Origin of the sequence: Bordetella tumbae (genome assembly GCF_965139195.1) — a bacterium.
GTDB classification, from domain to species: domain Bacteria; phylum Pseudomonadota; class Gammaproteobacteria; order Burkholderiales; family Burkholderiaceae_B; genus Bordetella_A; species Bordetella_A tumbae.
Map to the genome: position 1 here is coordinate 473,446 of NZ_CBCSJH010000001.1, position 20,152 is coordinate 493,597.

The 20,152-nt window shown below is 57.8% G+C and carries 18 protein-coding genes; 10 read left to right on the top strand and 8 right to left on the bottom strand.

Translation table 11 applies throughout. The annotated features are described in order from the left end of the window. Positions 1-131: 131 nt before the first annotated feature. Positions 132-956, bottom strand: a complete 825-nt coding sequence (locus ACNA0J_RS02215) for a TauD/TfdA dioxygenase family protein (protein WP_415815947.1) — start codon at positions 954-956, stop codon at positions 132-134. Between the two features lie 88 nt (positions 957-1,044). Between ACNA0J_RS02215 and ACNA0J_RS02220 the strand changes: the two genes are divergently transcribed. From ACNA0J_RS02220 to ACNA0J_RS02240, 5 genes are all read left to right on the top strand, one after another. Beyond that, positions 1,045-2,013, top strand: coding sequence for a Bug family tripartite tricarboxylate transporter substrate binding protein (locus ACNA0J_RS02220; protein ID WP_415815949.1), 969 nt, complete (start codon positions 1,045-1,047; stop codon positions 2,011-2,013). 222 nt (positions 2,014-2,235) lie between these two features. Then, positions 2,236-2,742: a DUF1097 domain-containing protein gene (locus tag ACNA0J_RS02225; protein WP_415815951.1), complete on the top strand. Its 507-nt coding sequence runs from the start codon at positions 2,236-2,238 to the stop codon at positions 2,740-2,742. A gap of 9 nt (positions 2,743-2,751) precedes the next feature. Beyond that, positions 2,752-3,264, top strand: coding sequence for a DoxX family protein (locus ACNA0J_RS02230; RefSeq protein WP_415815953.1), 513 nt, complete (start codon positions 2,752-2,754; stop codon positions 3,262-3,264). A 65-nt stretch (positions 3,265-3,329) separates the two neighbouring features. Then, positions 3,330-4,553 carry an alpha/beta hydrolase gene (locus ACNA0J_RS02235; protein WP_415815955.1) on the top strand — a complete coding sequence of 408 codons (1,224 nt, stop codon included), beginning with the start codon at positions 3,330-3,332 and terminating at the stop codon, positions 4,551-4,553. A gap of 32 nt (positions 4,554-4,585) precedes the next feature. Beyond that, on the top strand, positions 4,586-5,500 hold the full coding sequence (locus ACNA0J_RS02240; RefSeq protein ID WP_415815957.1) for a LysR family transcriptional regulator: 915 nt from the start codon (positions 4,586-4,588) through the stop codon (positions 5,498-5,500). Between the two features lie 21 nt (positions 5,501-5,521). Here the strand turns inward: ACNA0J_RS02240 and ACNA0J_RS02245 are convergent, their stop codons facing one another. Further along, complete coding sequence (locus ACNA0J_RS02245; protein WP_415815959.1) at positions 5,522-6,490, bottom strand: Bug family tripartite tricarboxylate transporter substrate binding protein; 969 nt, start codon at positions 6,488-6,490, stop codon at positions 5,522-5,524. 62 nt (positions 6,491-6,552) lie between these two features. Next, positions 6,553-7,428, bottom strand: coding sequence for a fumarylacetoacetate hydrolase family protein (locus ACNA0J_RS02250; RefSeq protein ID WP_415815961.1), 876 nt, complete (start codon positions 7,426-7,428; stop codon positions 6,553-6,555). 302 nt (positions 7,429-7,730) lie between these two features. Between ACNA0J_RS02250 and ACNA0J_RS02255 the strand changes: the two genes are divergently transcribed. The 3 genes from ACNA0J_RS02255 to ACNA0J_RS02265 all read left to right on the top strand — a co-directional run bounded on the left by ACNA0J_RS02255 (position 7,731) and on the right by ACNA0J_RS02265 (position 10,828). Next, complete coding sequence (locus ACNA0J_RS02255; protein ID WP_415815963.1) at positions 7,731-8,450, top strand: FadR/GntR family transcriptional regulator; 720 nt, start codon at positions 7,731-7,733, stop codon at positions 8,448-8,450. Between the two features lie 197 nt (positions 8,451-8,647). Next, positions 8,648-10,024 (top strand): NfeD family protein, encoded by a 1,377-nt coding sequence (locus ACNA0J_RS02260; RefSeq protein ID WP_415816504.1) that lies wholly within the window; start codon positions 8,648-8,650, stop codon positions 10,022-10,024. A 42-nt stretch (positions 10,025-10,066) separates the two neighbouring features. After that, positions 10,067-10,828 (top strand): slipin family protein, encoded by a 762-nt coding sequence (locus tag ACNA0J_RS02265; protein WP_415815965.1) that lies wholly within the window; start codon positions 10,067-10,069, stop codon positions 10,826-10,828. Here the strand turns inward: ACNA0J_RS02265 and ACNA0J_RS02270 are convergent. The 4 genes from ACNA0J_RS02270 to ACNA0J_RS02285 all read right to left on the bottom strand — a co-directional run bounded on the left by ACNA0J_RS02270 (position 10,825) and on the right by ACNA0J_RS02285 (position 15,613). Next, positions 10,825-11,340, bottom strand: a complete 516-nt coding sequence (locus ACNA0J_RS02270) for a GNAT family N-acetyltransferase (protein ID WP_415815967.1) — start codon at positions 11,338-11,340, stop codon at positions 10,825-10,827. The genes ACNA0J_RS02265 and ACNA0J_RS02270 overlap by 4 nt on opposite strands. A 170-nt stretch (positions 11,341-11,510) precedes the next feature. Continuing rightward, positions 11,511-13,961 (bottom strand): TonB-dependent siderophore receptor, encoded by a 2,451-nt coding sequence (locus ACNA0J_RS02275; RefSeq protein WP_415815969.1) that lies wholly within the window; start codon positions 13,959-13,961, stop codon positions 11,511-11,513. A 166-nt stretch (positions 13,962-14,127) separates the two neighbouring features. Further along, positions 14,128-15,105, bottom strand: coding sequence for a FecR domain-containing protein (locus ACNA0J_RS02280; RefSeq protein WP_415815971.1), 978 nt, complete (start codon positions 15,103-15,105; stop codon positions 14,128-14,130). Between the two features lie 4 nt (positions 15,106-15,109). Continuing rightward, a complete protein-coding gene (locus ACNA0J_RS02285; RefSeq protein WP_415815973.1) occupies positions 15,110-15,613 on the bottom strand; it encodes a sigma-70 family RNA polymerase sigma factor in 504 nt (167 codons plus the stop codon). A 220-nt stretch (positions 15,614-15,833) separates the two neighbouring features. On the opposite strand from ACNA0J_RS02285, the gene ACNA0J_RS02290 reads away from it, so the two are divergent. Next, positions 15,834-16,961, top strand: a complete 1,128-nt coding sequence (locus ACNA0J_RS02290; RefSeq protein WP_415815975.1) for an aminotransferase class V-fold PLP-dependent enzyme — start codon at positions 15,834-15,836, stop codon at positions 16,959-16,961. 85 nt (positions 16,962-17,046) lie between these two features. Here the strand turns inward: ACNA0J_RS02290 and ACNA0J_RS02295 are convergent, their stop codons facing one another. Continuing rightward, a complete protein-coding gene (locus ACNA0J_RS02295) occupies positions 17,047-18,750 on the bottom strand; it encodes a sigma-54 interaction domain-containing protein (RefSeq protein WP_415815977.1) in 1,704 nt (567 codons plus the stop codon). Between the two features lie 139 nt (positions 18,751-18,889). Between ACNA0J_RS02295 and ACNA0J_RS02300 the strand changes: the two genes are divergently transcribed. After that, entirely contained in the window at positions 18,890-20,134 is a 1,245-nt protein-coding gene (locus ACNA0J_RS02300) for a CaiB/BaiF CoA transferase family protein (protein WP_415815979.1), read from the top strand. The last annotated feature ends 18 nt before the right edge of the window (positions 20,135-20,152 follow it).

Genomic DNA, 20,152 nt, shown 5'->3' on the forward strand with positions numbered 1-20,152 from the left:
GTGAATCTCTCCATTGGTTGGATCAGTGGTATCCATAGCGGATACATAAGCTAATTCGCTGCAATGGGAGATTGGGTTACAGGGTGAGCGTTTTTTTTTAAGTCGGATGCTCAGGTCAGGCCGTTACATCGTCAGCTGGGGCGATCGCCTTTTAGCGTGATACGGTGCATGACGCGGCGAAACCCATGATAGTCATTGATAGGGTTATGCATGGTGCAGCGATTGTCCCAGAACGCAATCGCATTAGGCGACCAGACAAATCGACAGGTGAATTCCGGCTTGACCTGGTGTTCGAACAGGAACGCCAGCAGCGACGCGCTTTCCTGATCGCTCATACCCTTGATGCCCGCAGTGTGAGCAACGTTCACATATAGCGATTTGCGGCCTGTTTCCGGGTGCGTGCGCACAATGGGGTGCTCGGCAATGTAGTTTTGGGGGGCTTCTTTTTTGCCGTCGGACTTGATGCGGTCTTCGCGTGTGCGGGATACGTCTGCCTTGGCAGATGTACTGATGCCTTGCAATCCGTCCAATAGACGTTTCATCGTGTCGGATAGGGTCTCGTAGGCCAGGTATTGATTGGCAAACAGCGTATCGCCTCCATAGGGTGGGATCTCGCGCGACAGCAGCATGGAACCCATCGGAGGCTCTTCCAGATAGGTGGTGTCCGAGTGCCAGATTCCGCCGAAATTCGATCGCTCGTCCTCCAGCTTTTTGACTTCGATGATTTGGGGAAATCCGTCTAGCCCGTTGACGAACGGATACTCGATCGGCGTACCCATGGCGTTGGCGAAGTCCAGAAACTGCTGTTGAGTCAGGTCCTGGTCCCGCAGAAAAATGACCTGATGCTCAAGCAACGCCTGGCGCACAGCGCGGGCTTGCGAGCTGTCGAGCTTTTGTCGCAAGTCGATTCCGCTGATCTCTGCGCCCAACGCGCCTGCAATTTTCCGGGTTTCCATAGTGTCTCCGTATTTGACGTGCAGGTTCCGAACGACCGCTCGCCATGTGTATGATTGATAGCACAACGATAAATCATACGGAGACAAGATGCGAGTGATCCTAAAAATGGCGAGTTCGGCGCTGGCTGCCGCCTGTATGCTGGGGCCGGCTATCGCCGCCGAGACCTTTCCCGACAAGCCGGTCCATCTGGTCGTGCCGCAAGCACCCGGCGGCGCATCGGATACCCTGGCCCGCATCATGGCGCAGGCGTTGGGACAGAAATGGAAACAGCCGGTTGTCGTGGAAAACCGGGCAGGCGCTGGCGGCAATATCGGTATGGAATATGTGGTGAACGCCGGCGACGACGGGTACACCTTGTTGATGAGCTATGAGGGCTCTCACGCGATCAATCCGGCGCTGTACAAGAGCTTGCCGTTCGATGTGAAGAAAGACTTCACGCCCGTTGCGACCTTGGCAACCTTGCCATTCGTTGTCGTGACCAGCCCCAAGTCCGGCATCAAGAGCCTGCCCGATCTGGTCGAGGCCGCAAAAAAAGGCCGTGTGACCTATGGCTCGGCCGGCAATGGGTCGGTTAATCATCTGCTGGGAGAAATGTTCAATTCCGCCGCCGATGTCAAAATGGCGCACGTACCGTATCGAGGCGCGGCACCTGCGATTCAGGACTTGCTGGGCGGCCAGATCGATGTGGTATTCACCAGTCTGCCTTCAGTCAAGGGCTATATCGATTCTAAGACGCTGGTGCCGTTGGCCGTGACCAGTGCAAAGCGATCAGCCAACGCTCCTGATATTCCCACGATTGCGGAGCAGGGCTATCCGTCATTCGACGTGAATCCTTGGTTTGGGTTGTTCACGGCGTCTGGTGTCAGTGCGGACAAGATTCAGTTCATGAATCGCGATATCAGTGCGTTGTTGAATACCCCGGAGATCCAGCAAAAATTTGCGGCGCAAGGCGCTGTCACCTACGTCTCTACGCCGGAGGATTTTGGCCAGCAGGTCGACGCGGCTTTGGAGCGCTGGGCAGAGGTGGTAAAGGCGTCCGGCGCGCGGGTAGAGTGATCCCGGTGCCTGGCTACCCGTCCTGCTCGCAGTCCGACGAGCACAGCAGGGACATACTCATTGCTGCCTAATTGTTGATTGTTTTCGAATTAACAAGGCAATTTCACGCTATTTAATCATTTTTGGCCAAATGACATCATGCCCCCATGGTGCAAACGGCCTCGTCCGTTTGAGCTCTCGAATCGTTGACTACAAGACTGAGCGCGTCTCAGGGAGGCTCCAATGGCAAATAGCGGGACATCTACCCATCTGAAAGTCGTGATTGGCGAGGCCGTCATCGCGTCATCCGCGGCGACGCTCAGCACGGCAGCGCTGGAAGTGCCCGTATGGGCCATGTTCGTAGGCTGGATTTCTTTTTTCACGCGGGGCGTGAACCTGAAACAAGGCGCAATCAATCTGGCTTGCGTGTTGATAGGCCTGGCCCTCGGTATTGGTGCCGCACATGCAATGGCCGTACTCACTCCTCTGCTGGGTGGCTACGCAATCAGTGCCGTTGTTTTCGCGGTCACCGGCATTGCCCTCTCGTTGGCAAAAGTGCCCGTGTTCAACAACCTGCTGGGTTTCTTTCTCGGCCTGGTTGCCTATTTCGCCTCGCATCAGCCGCCTTCGATGTCGGCATTCACCATGTTGACCGTGGCAGCCACCCTGGGGGCGACCGCAGCGTTTCTGGCGCATGCACTGCAAAAGCGCATTCACCAGAATGCAGGTCAACCGAAATTCGTTCCTTAAGGCGGCGACATGCAAATCTCTCGTTCTACTGCCCCTGTTCCTGCCGAAAATCCATCGCTTTCTGCCGATCGACTGCTATTTCCCGCACTGGGCTCGCTCTACAGCCGAGCAGAACCTGTGCTGTACGCAGTACTGCGTGTGGCCTTTGGCATCGTCATGCTCACACACGGTCTGCCCAAGGCCCTGGGCACTTCTCACGGGTCCATGGCTGACCCCATGGCGGGTTCGATCAACCTCATCCAGAACGTAATGGGGCTGCCGTTTGCGCCGCAGTTAGCGTTTCTCGTCATGTTGCTTGAGACCATCGGTGCGGTGATGCTGGCCATCGGGTTATGGACTCGTCCTGTTGCGTTAGCTATCGCCGTGCAGATGGCGGGAATCAGTTATGCACTGGGCCCCACCTGGCCGTGGATTGACCGTGGCATAGAGTTTCCCATGCTGATGTTGTTTCTAGCGCTGTATATTGCAGTGCGTGGCAGTGGCAGTTTTGCCGTGGATCGCAAGCTCAAAGTTTCCATTTGAGTCGTGTGACATTCGGCTTGCGGCTGCCCCTACCGTAGCGCCCTGCATGCATAGGGAATGTCATCGTGAAAACAACCCGTCGTCGGATATACGTGCTAGGCCGTGCAGCGCTCGGTATTGCCGCTTTGCTGATCACCGCCGCATGTGCTGTGACAGAGCGTCCAGATGCTTCCCTGCGTCAGATTTCCTTTGACACATATCGGCAGGACACTGTCCAGCTGCTGCAGCAGCGGCGCGCCTTTCAGGGCGCGGACCAGGTTGCGGAAATCGAATGGAATGCGCCTCATGAATGGCGGCCGACAGGGCAACCCCATAAAGGGATACTGCTTGTTCACGGGCTGGGCGACTCGCCGTGGTCCTTTCACGATATAGGCCAGCAGCTGGCCGATCAGGGCTTTCTGGCGCGCACGGTATTATTGCCGGGGCATGGTACGCGTCCAGAGGACATGTTGGATGTGACACTCGAGGACTGGCGCCGAGTGGTGGCAGAACAAGCGCAGGCCTTGAGCCGTGACGTCGATCAGGTCTATCTGGGTGGGTTCTCGACCGGCGCCAATCTGGTCCTGGATTATGCTTACGCGCATCCCGACATCCAAGGGCTGCTGCTCTTTTCGCCCGCCTTTATGTCGAACAGTTCCTTTGACTGGTTAGCGCCTCTCGTCAGTTGGGCCCGCCCCTGGTTGCTGGCGGCGGATAACGGCCGACCGATGCAGACTGTTGTACGGTATATGAACGTGCCAACGAATGGCTTTGCGCAGTTTTACCGCAGCAGCCGCTCGGTGCGGCAGGCAATGCGCGGCACGCCTTATGGCAAGCCCGTCCTGATGGTCGTGGCCGAGAACGATTCGGTGCTCGATAGCAATTATCTGTCGAACGTATTCACCACGCAGTTCACCCATCCGGCGAGTCGGTTGATCTGGTATGGAAAAGATCGGGACCTATTCCAGCAGGATCAACGAGTCTTGGTGCGGTCGGATTATCTGCCGGAATTGCAGATCAGCCAGTTTTCCCATATGGGCGTACTGTTTTCTCCGCGCAATGATTTGTATGGCGCCAACGGCAGCTTGCGTATGTGTTGGAATGGGCAGGCCGAAGCGGCGCGTACCGAATGCCAACAAGGGGCGCCTGTCTGGTTCTCTGACTGGGGCTATATTGAGCCAGGAAAGATTCACGCGCGGCTTACCTTCAATCCTTATTTCGATTGGCAGAATCAGATCATGGCCCAAGTGCTGGACGAATCTGCCAAGGAGTTCGCCCAGCGCCCATCGGTGCACACGGCGCTGGATTAGCGTGCTTTTACTAATGTAACGACTGGCGCTCCATGGATCGATTTCTCACCCTGCAACTGTTCAATCGAATCGTCGAACTTGGCAGCTTTACAGAAGCCGCAGAAATGCTGAATCTGCCGCGTGCGACCGCGACACACGCTATCAAGCAGATGGAGAGCCGATTAGGGGCGCGATTGCTGGATCGCACGACCCGTCACGTCAAGCCGACCTTGGATGGGCAAGCTTTCTATGAGCGCAGCAAGCGTGTCTTGGCCGAGCTCGAGGATGCCGAAGCCTCGCTCAGCACGCACGTCGCCAATCCACGCGGAACGCTGAGGCTGGACGTGCATGGCGTACATGCGACGATGATCCTGTTGCCCCGTATCACCGAGTTTCGAGAGCGCTATCCGAATATCGATGTGGTGCTCAGCAGCGGTGATCGCCTGGTCGACTTGGTCAAGGAGGGTATCGACTGCGTAGTGCGGGCGGGCCAGCCGCGTGACTCTACGCTGGTCGCCAGAAAATTGGCGGACCTGCCAGAGATCATCTGCGCCAGTCCGGAATATTTGGACCAATTTGGAACACCGGAACATCCTCGCGATCTGGAACAGCATCAAGGGATAGGCTTTTTCTCTCGCGGAAATAGCTACCGTTACCCGTTCTCTGTGATCATGGACGGAGAGGTACAAGAATTCGAAGCCAGCGGTTGGATTTCGGTCAGTGATGCCGAATGCTATACAACTGCTGCGCTGGCCGGCTGCGGATTGATCCAGGTGCCGCGGTTTCGATTGGAAGAACACCTGAAGGCCGGCCGGCTGGTCCAAGTCCTGCCGGAATGGCGTTGCCCCGATTTGCCAATTTGCGCCCTCTATCCGTTTCACCGTCAGCTTTCGCCGCGGGTGCGCGTATTCATTGACTGGGTTCGCGAACTGTATGAGGAGAGGTTCGGGGCATCCAGCGATCAATGACCGCTGAGATGCGTTGGCGTGTTATTCCACTTTCCCGATATCCTGCACCGCTTTTCTCAATAACGCATCGTCTTTGTCCCAATACGCCTGGAACGCATCGGCATCCAGGTAATCGATAGGACTGCCTGCCGCCAGGATTTTTGCCTGTACATCCGGATCATTTGCCACGGTCTTGGCTGCATCGCGCAGTCGTTTGATCACGTCGGCGGGCACATCTTTTGGCACAAAGATGCCTGACCACTGGACAAACTTCACGTCATATCCCTTGTCGGCCAAACTCGGGGTATCGGGCAATGCGTCCAGCGGCTTGTCGCCCCAATGCGCCAGGGGCCGTACCGTGCCTGCCTTGACATGCTGCAGAATGCTGGAGGGGCCCGTGGATATCGCATCGACCTGGCCGCCCAGCAATGCCGCTACGGCCGGGCCCGCGCCGGTGTAGGGGACATGGGTCATCTTGATGTTCGCGTTTTTTTCCAGCATGGCCATGGGCACATGCATGGAGCCATAGATTCCCGAACTGCCGTAGTCGACTTTACCCGGCGCCTGACGGGCCGCTGCGACAAATTCATCGACTGTTTTCCAGGGGGATTTGGCAGACACTACCAGCACGGTGGGATCTGCGGTGATACGTGCAATGGGTTTGAAATCCGTGGTGTTGTATGCCGCTTTGCGGCCCAGTATTTTGTCCGCCTCCGGCAAAATCGAGATGGACGAGAGCATCAGCAAAATGGTGTAGCCATCTGGCTTGGCGCGCGCTGCCTCACCGGTGCCGATGGCGCCGCCTGCTCCTGCCTTGTTCTCGACGACGACTTGTTGCCCTAGCGCTTTGCCAAGCGCATCGGCGATGGGGCGTGCGACCGTATCGGTCACGCCGCCGGGAGGAAAAGGCACGATCATGGTGATCGGGCGGGTTGGATAATCGGCCCAAGCGATGCTTGAGGCCATCAGGGTCATGCCGACTGCGAGTGTTTTTAATGTCGTCGTTTTCAATGTTGTCTCCTTCACCGAAGCCTACTGCGGGCTTTTTTCTAATACATTGCCACTCGCACGGCCTATCTAAAGGTGTTTTCGAGTGTGCCGATGCCATCGATCTGAATGCGAACGCGGTCACCGGATTTCAAGTAGCGAGGCGGATTGAACCCCATGCCCACGCCGGCAGGTGTGCCAGTCGCGATGATGTCGCCCGGGTAAAGCGATATCCCGCGCGAGCAGGTCTCGATTAACGTAGGCAAGTCGAAAATCAGGTCGCGTGTCTGACCGTCTTGCCGCAGTTCGTCATTGACCCAGCAGCGCACACGCGTATTGGTGGCATCGAACGCGTCAGCCGTGATCAACCATGGCCCCATGGGGCAAAAAGTGTCGAACGACTTGCCCAAGTCCCATTGTTGATGCCGCATCTGCACATCGCGCGCGGTCACATCGTTGACGATGGTGTAGCCCCACACATGGCTCATCGCGTCGGCCTTGCTGATGTTCTTGCCGCCTTTGCCGATCACGATCGCCAACTCAGCCTCGTAGTCGATTTGCTCGGTGATACCAGCGGGCAGGATGACATCCTCACCGTGCGCGATGACCGTTTCGGGCACCTTGGTGAAAACGATGGGCCATGCTGCGGGATCCGCATTGTTGGCCTTGAATACCGAGCCAGAGAGCTCCTTGGCATGTGCATGGTAGTTGCGGCCGACGCAGAAAATATTGCGCCGGGGGCGCGGCACGGGGGCAAGCAGCTTTACCGACTCCAATGGCACTGCGGCGGCACGGTTCACGGTAGCGAGCCTGGCGGGGTCTGCGAATGCCTGTATCAGGCCGAGCACACCATGCTCGGTCGTTCCGGGAGGGATATCCAATAATGCCTGCACCGTCAGCGCATCGTCGCTGACAACGCCGACATAGCGTTGTTGATCTTTCGTGTAAGTGGTTATACGCATAGATTTCCTTCGATGGGTGATGCCGGTGGTCGCGGTAAGAATATGGACCATTTATGTACCAATTGGATTTATTGGTACTGAAAATTGAGTATATGGTTCTGCAGGTGGCCGCGCAATAACCCTGATTTTGGAAAAATTTGGAGAATCGGCGTTCTCGTTATTGCAGTACCAATTGGTATAGGAATGCTATGCTGTCAGCATTGTTTTTTTGTCGCCGGGCCGCCCCAAGGCAAAAACGCCCCCTTGGGGGGCAGCAAGTCGAAGGCGCGGCGTGGGGGCTTTTTTTATCCATCCAGCCATTCATGACATCAGACGTACTTGTATCGGGTTTGCGTAGTGCCGGGGCACAAGCTTTGGCGGCCTATCTGCAAGCAGAGATTCGCTCGGGAAAGATCCCTGTTGGTGTGAAACTACCCGCTGAGCGAGAGCTGAGTCAGCGTTTCAATACATCGAGAGGTTCTGTACGACGCGTACTGGCAGCGTTGAGAGATCGCGGCTGGATTACGCAAACGGTCGGCAGCGGCACATTCGCCGCGCGTCCTGCACTAGAGGAATCGGTAAGTGCTGGTGGTGATGATCTTGTACTGGATCAAACCAGTCCCGCCGAGCTCATGGAGGCCCGCCTGTTGATCGAGCCGCTCATGCCGACCTTGATCGTGCGCCATGCCTCGCGTAGCGATTTTTCCCGCATGCATGAATGCCTGGTCAACGGTGAGCGCGCTCAGACCGTCGAAGAGTTCGAGCGGTGGGACGGTGAGCTGCACCAGGCATTCGCACTCGCCACGCACAATCACTTCTTTCTGCAAGTACTGGCGCTCAGTAATCGCGTCCGGCAGCAGGACGATTGGGGCAGGCTCAAACGTAATTCGCTCACCCGCGAGCGCCGCGCCGAATATGAGCGCCAACACCGTGTCATCGTTGCCGCGTTGGAAGACCGGGATGCGGAATCGGCGCGCGAGGCGTTGGTTGCCCATTTAGTGCAGATTCAGAAAAATCTGTTTGATCCGCCAGCGACGGAATGAGATAGGGGTATGGCAGTGATTAGCTGAGCACAAGCAAAAGGAGTACCGTGTATAGCGAGGGTGAGCCTATTGCCATCCTCAAAGCATCCCGGAGGGCCCAACTCATGGTCATCACTCGACCCCAGAGTCCAACGGCCGGAGCGCGATCGACGTTCCGTATGGTGTGCGGTATTGCATTGTTATGGGCGGTCGCCATCATGAGCGCTTGGGGCCAGCCCCTGCCTGAGAACGATCGCCAACGATCCGCCATCGTGTTATCACTGGACGGTGTCGTCGGTCCCGCCACCGCGGATTACCTTGTTCGAGGCCTGGCCGTCGCGCACGATCAGAATGCTGCGGTGGTAGTGCTGCGCATCGACACGCCGGGCGGGCTCGATACGTCGATGCGCGAGATCATCCGCTCGATCCTTGCTTCGCCTGTGCCCGTGATTTCGTACGTGAGTCCCAATGGATCGCGCGCGGCCAGTGCTGGCACTTATATCCTTTATGCAAGTCACATCGCGGCCATGGCGCCCGCGACGAATCTGGGGGCCGCTACGCCGATATCGCTCGGCGGCGACTTTTCCAAACCGACCGACAAGCCTGCTGACTCCGCACAAAAACCCGATGAGAAACCATCGAAAGACCGTGTCGATCGCCTCCCGCCTGCGGGGCCTAAGGACGCAAGCGAATCCAAGGCGATCAACGACGCCGTAGCCTATATCCGGTCATTGGCTGCGCTGCGCGGTCGCAACGCCGATTGGGCGGAACAGGCGGTTCGCTCCGCCGCGAGCCTGTCCGCAGGCGAAGCACGCCAACAGAATGTGATCGATCTGATCGCCGACGACATTCCGGATCTGCTCCAAAAGGTGGACGGACGCACCGTCAAGGTCGGCAACAGCGAGAAGATCCTGCATGGCAAAGCACTCCAGATCCAGCACAGAGAGCCCGATTGGCGCGCACGTCTGCTGGGCGTCATCACGAATCCCAACCTGGCGTTGATACTCCTGATGATCGGCGTCTATGGGCTTATCTTCGAGTTCATGAGTCCTGGCGCGTTTTATCCTGGCGTCATAGGCGCGATCTGTCTGTTGGTTGGTCTTTATGCCCTGTCCGCCTTGCCGTTGACCTATGCCGGGCTCGGCCTGGCTTTGTTGGGAATGACCCTCATGGTGGCGGAAATTTTTACTCCATCAGTCGGAATCCTGGGCATAGGGGGGGCGATTTCATTCGTGCTCGGCTCGCTTTTGCTCGTGGATACGGAGTCTTCCGCCTATGAAGTATCGCTGCCGCTGGTGGCGGGTATAGCGGTTGCGAGCCTGGGCATGACGTTCCTGATCGGTCGACTGGCATTGCGTTCGCGACAGGCGCCTAATGTCAGTGGGGCCGATGCGTTGATCGGCCAGCGCGCCAAGGTGCTGAGCTGGGAAGGGGAGCAAGGCTACGTGTCAGCGGCCGGCGAGCGGTGGCGCGCTGTCGGTCCCACGGACGTGATGCCTGGCGACACGGTAGTAATTGCCGCTGTGCAAGGTTTGACCTTGCACGTTCGGGTGGACATCAGCTTTTCTGCTCATCTCCCGCCGGTGAGGCGGTGAAGCGTTTTCCCGAGGCCGAACCCTTTTATCTTGGAGCTTGCCATGTTGACGCAACTGACCTTTTACGGACCCGTCATCGTTTTGATTGTTGTGCTGGTTGCATTGTCAATCCGTATATTGCGCGAGTACGAGCGCGGCGTGATTTTCACACTGGGACGTTTTACGGGCGTGAAAGGCCCGGGGCTAATTTTGATGGTGCCGGTCATCCAGCAAATGGTGCGCGTAGACCAGCGTGTGATGGTATTCGACGTTCCCAGCCAGGACGTGATTTCGCGGGACAACGTGTCGGTCAAAGTGAACGCTGTTATTTATTTCCGAGTCATTGATCCGGGACACTCTGTGATCCAGGTCGAGAATTTTCGCCAAGCCACCAGCGAGCTGGCGCAGACGACACTGCGCTCGGTGCTGGGAAAACACGATCTGGATGAAATGCTGTCCGAGCGCGACAAACTGAACAACGACGTGCAAGAGATCCTGGATTCGCAGACTGACGCGTGGGGTATCAAGGTGGCAAACGTGGAGATCAAGCACATTGACTTGGACGAGAGCATGATCCGCGTCATCGCGCGCCAGGCCGAGGCAGAGCGCGAAAGACGTGCCAAAATCATTCATGCGGAAGGCGAGGAACAAGCAGCGCAAAAGCTACTGGATGCCGCGCGAATCCTGGCACAGCAGCCGGAGGCGATGCAACTGCGCTACTTGAGCACACTGGCCATCATCGGTTCGCAGAATAACTCGACCGTAGTCTTTCCTTTTCCGACTGAGCTCGGACAGGTGCTAAAGGGTATGGCAGAAAAAACCTAGGCGGCGTTAAAGGCATCGCTATAGCGCGCGGTGCCAACAGGCACGGGGCCGTGCAATGCCAATGCCATGAAATACGCCGGCGGTACGTCTGGTAGTTGCAGACCCGTATGGGGCTGAAAGCCAAAGCGCATGTAATACGCCGGTTCGCCTAGCACTACGCAGCCAAGGGCTCGTTGCGAACCGAGTTCGGCCAGCGCTAGTTTGATCAGGCGGGAGCCGATGCCTTGCCCTTGTCTGGCCGGCAGCACAGAGATTGGCCCCAGGCCATACCAGCCGAGTATCTCGTTGCCGTGTCCGTCAGTGATGGTGATGGGCGACAGCGCTACGTGGCCGATGACCTGTCCCTGTTCTTCCGCAACCAACGAGAGTGTCAATTCATTGTTTACCCGCAAACTACGCACGATAAATTGCTCGGTATGGCTGGTATGGGGAGCCTCGGCAAAGGCCGCGACAGTGACCGCTTCGATGGCGGCGGCGTCGTCTGGGGTTTCGTGTCGGAATTGTAGCGGCATGGGTTCATCCTTTGGGGTTTTCCGGGAATATAGAGCGAACCGAGAGGGCACCACAACAATTCGGCGGCACAGCACTTGCTGCTTTGGAGATGCAGCTATGTCACCATGCCCATACGCGGCGTGGTATTTAATGACCTATCGTGCAGACGTGCGAGGCGCTGGGGATAACGTTAAAAATTCATCGTTGCTGAGAGCATCAATGTGCGCCCCTCGCTCACATTCAACGTCCCTGCTCCAGGGTATGTGGTCCAGAAACTTTTGTTGAACACATTGCGCACGTTCGCTCTCAGCGTGATCGGATACCCTCCTGAATGCTCCAGCACGTAGCGTGCGCCGAGATCCACTGTGGTCCATGGTTTGATGGACTGGGTATTGGCGGCATCAACATATTGCCGGCTGGCATGCATCACGCGCGAGGTCAAGGTCAGTCCGGTGACAAACGGTGTATCCCATTCCACCCCTAACGTGAAGTGATGGCGCGATGTACCGGGCGCTGTTTTGCCATCATTGACGCCGCCTGCAGTGTGGGTGAGTTTCGCGTCCAGCAGCATGTATCCCCCCAGCACACGCAGGCCATGCCACGGCTCGCCTGCCACGTTGAGCTCTATGCCGCGATTGCGTTGCTCGCCATCGTCGGTCAATGTATTGGAGATGGGATCGGCAATGGCAGACGCTTGTTCGATCTGGAACGCAGACAGTGTTGTACTGAGATTTCCCCAATCGACCTTGACGCCAGCCTCGTATTGTTTTGAGAGGTACGGTTCCAGCACTTCGTTGGCATTGGCATAGCTCGCGCCAACGACGGCACCCTGTTGCATGCCCTCGATGTAGCTCGCGTATAACGAAACGTCTTCCGTCGGTTTGACAACCAAGCCAACCATGGGCGTGTACGCTGTCTTGTCATAGCGCGACGTGCGCTCGTTGGTCGTGATGTTGTAGTTGTCCGCCATGATTCTTTGCTTGCGCACGCCCACCGTCAATTGGGCGCGTTCATCCAGAATCGAGAGCGTGTCGGACAGCGCGTAACCTGATAGCACCGTTCTGCTGATGCGGTTGCGTGATGGGGGATCCATGTCGGGTTTGTCCAGGAAAACAGGATCATAGATGTTGGAATTGATCGAGCCCAGCGTCATTGTCCCCGCACTCGTGCGATCCGCTTTGTAGCCATTCACGCTGAAGCTGATATCGTGCCGCACGGGCCCCGTATCCACCCGTGCGCGCAGTCCGGCTTCGCCGACAGTGCGTTCGATGCCGGTGAAATTCATGCGGCTGGTACTGAGAAAATCCCCGTTCTCTTGCAATTGCGTGCCGAAATCGAGGGCTTGTTTCCAGTCAGTATTACTGCGGCCGACGCTGGCGTATGCGGTCACTCGTGTATTGATGTCGAACTCGCCGCGCAGCATGCCGTAGAGATCCTCGGTATCGACGAAATTCCATGGCGACATAAAGCTCTTGTCGGCTGATGGCGGATTCGGGATGGACTGTCCGACGGCTGGCGCAATGGTGCTGTTTGCCCGGTCAGTGTGCATATTCTGGTAGCCCACATCCGCCGACAGACGGAACCGATCGCCGCGATAGTCCACGCCTAGAGTAAAGGTACCGAGCCGTTGCGATTGCTGATCGACCGAGGTATCACCGTCTCGATACATGGCGTTCAGGCGAATGCCGACGCGATTTTCCGGCCCGAAACGCCGGCCGATATCCAGATGGCCGCCGAACTGCGAATCGGATAGATAGCTGGCCGTGAATGACGTCAACGGGGTATCCCCGGCGCGCTTGGACACCAGATTAATCGCTCCGCCCGTTCCGCTGGGCGACATGCCGTTCAGAAACGCGGTCGGTCCCTTGATGACTTCTACGCGTTCGATACCTGTCAGCGTGGTTTGGTTATTCGGCGCCAAACCAAACAAGCCGTTAAATCCGACTGATCCGTTACCCAGCAAGAGTCCGCGCACCGTGAATGTGTTGGCGTAACTGGCATTCGTCGGATCGACATTCAGAATGGCTGGGTCGTTGGTGACGATGTCGGCTACGCTCTGAGCTTGTTGGTCCTCGATCGTTTGCAGGGTATAGCTGTTCACGGAGAACGGGATATCCATGATGTCCCGATCACCCAGCACACCCATCCCGGCGCCTCGTGCTATCTGCCCGCCGGCATAGGGTGCGGGCAAGTCCGGACGGTCACCGCTGGCGCCGACGACAGTGACGACCGGCAGTTCTGCTGCCCCCCCAGTAGTGGGGCGCTGGCGCAACGAGTAACTGCCGTCCGGGCGCGCAACCGATTCCAATTGCGTACCCGCCAATAACACCGACAAGGCCTGCGGCACGCTATAGCGACCTTGTAACCCTGCCGTCTGTTTGCCCGCGACCAGCGCGCTATCGAACGTCAATAGAATCCCCGCCTCGTTACCGAAACGCGTGAGGGCCGGTCCCAATTCACCAGGCGGCAGGTTGTAGGCGGCCTCGGCGGCTTGAGCATATCCCGGGACCGCCAGCCACATCGCCGCAAGCCCGGGAACGGTCCCGGTGAGCATCGCGCAGTATGAGCGACGGACGAGGTGCCGCCCGACAATGGTGCGGGGTGTGCGCAATAGCGATCTGTTCAGCTTGCCTGGGGTCATTCGACGTCCTTGAATCAGGTAGAAAATGAGGCTTCTATCTGTAAGGCCGGACGAAAAACGCAAACAGCTCATGTAACTCAAAAAAAGCCCCCACGCTGCGCCTTCGGCTTGCTGCCCCCCGAGGGGGTGTTTTTGTCTGGGGGCGGCCCGGCGACAAAAAAAAGCGTCACGACGGACGCGCCCGCAGCGTGACCCAGTAATTCGTGTAGCGCCGCACGTCGACCGGCAGCTCATACTCCAGCGCGCGCAGGATCCGATCCGTGTCTGCGAGCGGAAATGTTCCCGAGACCGGGAGCGACGCGATCTCGTCTTCGCAACCCAAATGGCCTCGCCGATACCGGGATAATTCCTGCAGGAATTGGCGCAAGGGCATTTCCGTGGCCACCAGCATGCCGCGCGTCCAGGTGGCACTGGTTTCCTGCGCAGGGCCGGCAGGGGTGATACGCATGTCGTCAAAGCGCACGCGAAAACCAGCGTGTATGACTTGCGCAACGGAATCGTTACGCGTGGCGCGAACCTCTACCGCACCCTCATACACCTGCAGTTCGCTATCGTCGCCATCTTGCCTTACCAGGAAACGCGTCCCCAGGGCACGTAATGTCCCATGGGCAGTTTCCACCAGAAAGGCGCGGCCGTGAGGTGCGGCATCCGCGGCAGTCGTCACCAGAATTTCGCCATGCAACAGCACCACCCGGCGCTCATTTGCGTCATATCGCACGTTGATGGCCGTGCCAGTATTCAATACGAGCCTGGACCCGTCTGGCAGTGTCACGTGACGAGACTCACCGATCCGCGTGGACTCGTCGGCACGCCAATCGACCCAAGGCGCTAAACGCACTGTGGCTATGCCCGCGCCGGTGACGCCTGCCAGCAGCAATAGTGTCTTGATGGCTTGGCGTCGATTCGTGCGCCGGGGTGTCAGTAACGTTGCTTGAATCAGCGGTTCAGGGACGCCGTGCAGCTGTCCCGTCACTGCCTGCACGCGTTGCCACGCGCGCTCGTGTTCCGGATTTGCTTTGCGCCACTCTAGACATGCCTGACGCAATGACGCTGTAGCCCCATCGGACTGCAGATCGACCCACCATTGGGATGCCTGGCGTACGAGGCGCGGGTCCAGGGTGGAGTGAGGGGATGAGGTCATCATCGCATCACTGCAGCAGGCAGCATTGCGTCAACCCACGCACAATATGGCGTTTCACCGTCGCGACGGAGATGCCCAGTTCGGTGGCGATACGTGCGTGTGTCCATCCACTGAGCTGCGACAGCAGAAAAGCCCGCCGCACCGCCGCCGGTAATTGGTCAAGTAACGCGTCCAGGGCGTTCAGCGCCTCTAATTGCAGTGCGCGTGTTTCCGGCGACGGTTGCAGCGGTTCCGGCAATTGCTGCAACGCCTCCAGATAGCGCTGTTCCAAAAGCTGACGCCGGCGAAAGTCATACACCAATCCGTTGGCGATGGTCGCGAGATACGGCCTCGGTTCACGGATGTTTACCGGTTCGCTCTTGCTCAGGACTCGGACAAACGTGTCCTGAGCCAAATCCGCTGCATGGTGCACGCAACCCAGTTTGCTGCGCAGCCACTTTTGCAGCCAGAGATGATTCTTGGCGTACAAATCCTCGATAGCGTGGATATCGGGTAGGGGTCCGGCGGACATGGTGCAGTGAACGGTAGATGAAAATGTTAATAATAACCATTTTCATAAAAATAGGATGCAAGAGCTTTCCTGGATGCGAGGCAGGTCGCCTCCCTGAGGCGGATTGCCGTATCTGCATGGCAACGAACGCTCGACGCCGAGGTCGGTATACACTCGATCGAAAGCCAGTCGCCCTGACTGCTGTCGGGTCGGCCCTAGTACAACATTTAGGAGAGAAAACATGCCCAGTCTGTTGCCCGACGTCGATCCGGACGGTTTGCTGGAATACTCGGTGGTGTACACCGATCGCGCCGTCAATCACATGTCGAACGCTTTCCAGGGCGTGATGAAAGACATTTCCAGGGTATTGAAGCAAACCTATAACGCCTCGGCGGCTATTGTTGTGCCGGGCAGCGGCACCTTTGGCATGGAGGCGGTCGCCCGTCAATTTGCGACCAACAAGCGTTGCCTGGTCATTCGCAATGGTTGGTTCAGCTATCGCTGGACGCAGATTTTTGACATGGGCAGCATCCCGTCGGAATCGGTCGTGCTCAAGGCGCGTCCCGTGAGTGATGGCAGACAGGCACCTTTCGCGCCCGCGCCAGTGGACGAAGTCGTGGCGGCCATCAAGCAGCACAAACCCGACCTGGTATTCGCTCCGCACGTCGAGACAGCATCAGGCATCATCCTGCCCGACGATTATTTGCGCAAAGTGGCCGATGCCGTACATGCCGAGGGCGGGCTCTTTGTGCTGGACTGTATTGCAGCGGGCACCATATGGGTCGACATGAAGGCGGTCGGCGTTGACATTCTGATCAGCGCTCCGCAGAAGGGCTGGTCGGCATCGGCATGCTGCGGTCTGGTCATGTTGAGTGAGACGGCGCGTCAGCGTATTGGCGATACGGTCAGTACCAGCTTTGCAGCGGATTTGCGTAAATGGCTGCAAATCATGGAGGCATATGAAGGCGGTGGACATGCCTACCATGCGACCTTGCCTACGGATTCATTGACGGTCTTGCGCGATGCGATGTTGGAACTCGAGGCCTATGGCGTCGATAAAGTACGCGCGGAACAACAGGCGCTAGGCGATGCCGTGCGTGCGTTGTTGCGGGAAAAAGGTTTTAAGAGTGTCGCGGCTGACGGCTTTGCTGCGCCCGGCGTGGTCGTGAGTTATACCGATGATGACGGCATACATTCGACTCGAAAATTCGCCGCGCTAGGGATACAGGCGGCTGCGGGCGTGCCGTTGCAGTGCGACGAGCCCAGCGATTTCAAGACCTTTCGGTTAGGGCTGTTTGGCTTGGATAAGCTGCACAATCTGGACCGTACCGTGGGGAATTTGAAGCGAGCGTTGGATGCCATGTCGTGATGGTGCATTAGCCCTGCGTTGACGGTCGCGGGCGTGTGACGATCCTGCTGGAATGCTACTTTTCAGCAGGATCGACTAGCTCGTTTTAGTTCACTTGAACGTCGCCCAGCTTCTTGTACAGATGCGATCGCGAAATCCCCAGGTACTCTGCTGCCTTCTTTTTGTTTCCGTCGAATTTTTCCAATGCGTCGCGGATCAGGTCCAATTCGACCCGTGACTTGGCCTGACGTACATCGGCCGATTCCTTGGGAGCAAACGGGAGGGTGTCAGACGGTGCCGCGATGTCTTGCAGCGCGGTATTCAACGGATCGAGGCTGACGCTCGTGTTCATTTCCAGAGGGACTTCGCAGTCCGAGCAGGTGATTTCGTTTTGCTCCGAAAAAATGGCAGAGCGTTCGACCGTGTGCTGCAGTTGACGCACGTTGCCGGGCCACGGCAATGATTGCAGATAAGCGATGACGCCCGGTCCGAAATACTTGCCCCTTACATTGTGGCGTTGCATGAATCGTTCGAGGAAGGTCTGAGCCAGCAATGGCACATCCTCAAGGCGTTCGCGTAGCGGCGGTACGCGGATAGTGACCGCACTGATGCGGTAGAACAGATCGAGACGAAAATCACCATCGGCCAGCATGCGCTGAAAGTCGCGGTTGCTGGCCGATATCAGGCGAAAATCCGACCGGCGTTGCGTGCTACTGCCCACGCGCTGAAAAGTACCGTCTTGCAGCGTGCGCAGCACCTTGACCTGTATGTCCAGCGGCATGTCGCCGATCTCGTCCAAGAACAAGGTGGTGTGATCGGACTCTTCGAATTTTCCTGTGCGGCCGCGCTTTTCTGCGCCGGTAAAGGCGCCGCCTTCGTAGCCGAATAGTTCGGCCTCCACCAGATTGCCCGGAATGGCTGCGGCGTTGACCAGCACCATGTCTTTGCTGCCGCGCGGACTGAGTTGATGGATGGCATGGGCGACGAGGTCTTTGCCTACGCCGCTTTCACCGACCAGCAGCACGGACACATCGAGGGCGGCGATTTTTTTGATGCGGTCTTTCAGTTTGCGGATGGCATCGCTCTCACCGACGATGGAATCCATGCCGTGTATATTGCCGCGCAGACGCGGTAACTCACGTTCATAGAAACTGATCTCCTGGCGCAGGCGTCTGATTTCCTCGCCCAGGGCCTCGACGGCGGCGGGGCTTTTGAACATGACCTGGCCGATGGCACCGACAATGCGGCCTTCGGGGTTGACGATAGGTGTGCGGCTGACCACCCGGCTGGTCCCGCGCATGCGCTGAATTTGGCCGATTTCGGTTTTGCCGCTGCGCAGCACGGCGGGCAAACGGCTGTTTTCAATGACGGTATTGACATCCGCACCCCAGCTTTGCCCCCGCTGAACGCCGAAGAATTTTTCGTGCACCGGGCTCATGTATTGGATGCGAGCCTTGTCGTCGATGACCGTGATGGCCTCGTACGGGTCGGTCACGAAATGGCGCAGGATATCGGCCGAAAAATCCACACTGCTGACGAACTCGTAAAGCGCATCGCCGCTATCGTGGCGATACAGCACAAAACAGCCTGTCCCCGCCGATACGAACGATACGACCGTGATGGGTTCGCTCGTGCCTTCGAGGGTGAACATGGGCGACACCGCTCGCAGGTCTCGATCCTTCCACAGGGAAGTGAGTTTTTCCTGGATGTGTTTATCCAACCCGGTACCGGAGGCGAAAACGGCGCTACCCTCGGAGTCGAGTACCAGAACGCCCTTGCGTGTACTTTGATTTTGTCTGCCTTCATCCATTTACATGTCCTTGTTCGATACATGGTGGACAATTTTTGGACACTTTACCACTCTGGCCGGTGCGGCAGTAGAGGGAAGACACACTTGGCATGAATTGTGCTTGAAATGGGAAGGAGAACCAGGACAAGGTAGCTGACACATGCAAAAAGAAGTGCTTGAACCCCCGTTTGCCGAGTTGCCGATGGTGGACAAAGAGGGGCACGACCTGTTGGGAGGGATGTGCGTGGTCGACCTGAGCACGTCGGTCGCGGGACCATACGCCACTCAGCTGCTGGCCGATTTCGGCGCCACGGTGATCAAGGTAGAGAAATCGGGCGCGGGCGATGATGCGCGCCAGTGGGGGCCGCCGTTCCTGCATGGCGAGTCGCCCTGGTTCCTGAGCGTGAATCGCAACAAGCATAGTGTGATGCTGGATCTGACCCGCCCCGAGGGCCTGGCCGTACTGGAAAAACTATTGGCCAAGGCCGATGTGCTGGTACTGAACATGACCGAGCCCGTGCAGAAGAAGCTGGGCATCGATTATGCCCGCCTCGGGGCTAAATTTCCGCGCCTGATCCATGCGTCCCTGACCGGGTTCGGCCTACGGGGAGCGCGCAGTCATCTGCCCTGTTATGACCTCATCGCCGAGGGATACTCCGGCGTCATGGACCTGACGGGTGAGGCTCAGAATGATCCTCAAAAGGTAGGCACGCCCGCGGCCGATCTCCTGGCGGGACAGGATGTGGCCATGGCGGTGATGGCCGCGTACGCCGCACGCCAGAACACCGGGCAGGGCGCGCAAATCGATGTGTCGATGCAGGCGAGCATGACGCGCTTCATGGCACCGCGCCTGGTGTCTTACTTGAGTTCGGACGAGCTGCCCAGGCGATCTGGCGGCAAGGACTCCGTCATTGCCATTTATCAGGTGTTTGACACAGCGGACCGGCAGATTTCGCTAGGGTTGGGCAATGATGCGATCTGGCGTCGTTTCTGGTCGGCCGTCGGACAGCCAGAGATAGGTGAAAACCCCCGTTATAAGTCGAATGCCGATCGCCGCCTGCATCGCGAAGAGATCGTTGCGAAGATCGCTGAAATCCTGATTACCCGCACCCGGGACGAGTGGCTAGACATCCTGGGCGAGCACCGTATTCCTGCTGGCCCTATCAATGGGTTGGACGACGTGGCACGCGACGAGGAACTGCTGCAGCAGCGATTCCTGTATCAGGCCCAGGCTGCCAACGGGCCGGTGCCGCAGGTTGGCCTCGGGATTGCCATCAATGGCAAGACAGCAGTACATCGTAAGGCACCGCCGGTATTGGGTGAGGACACGGAAGCGATTCTGAGCGGCATGCTCGCGCTGACGTCCGCTGACATCAAACGATTACGAGAAGCCGGTGCGGTGTGACCGCGCCGCTCGTGCATA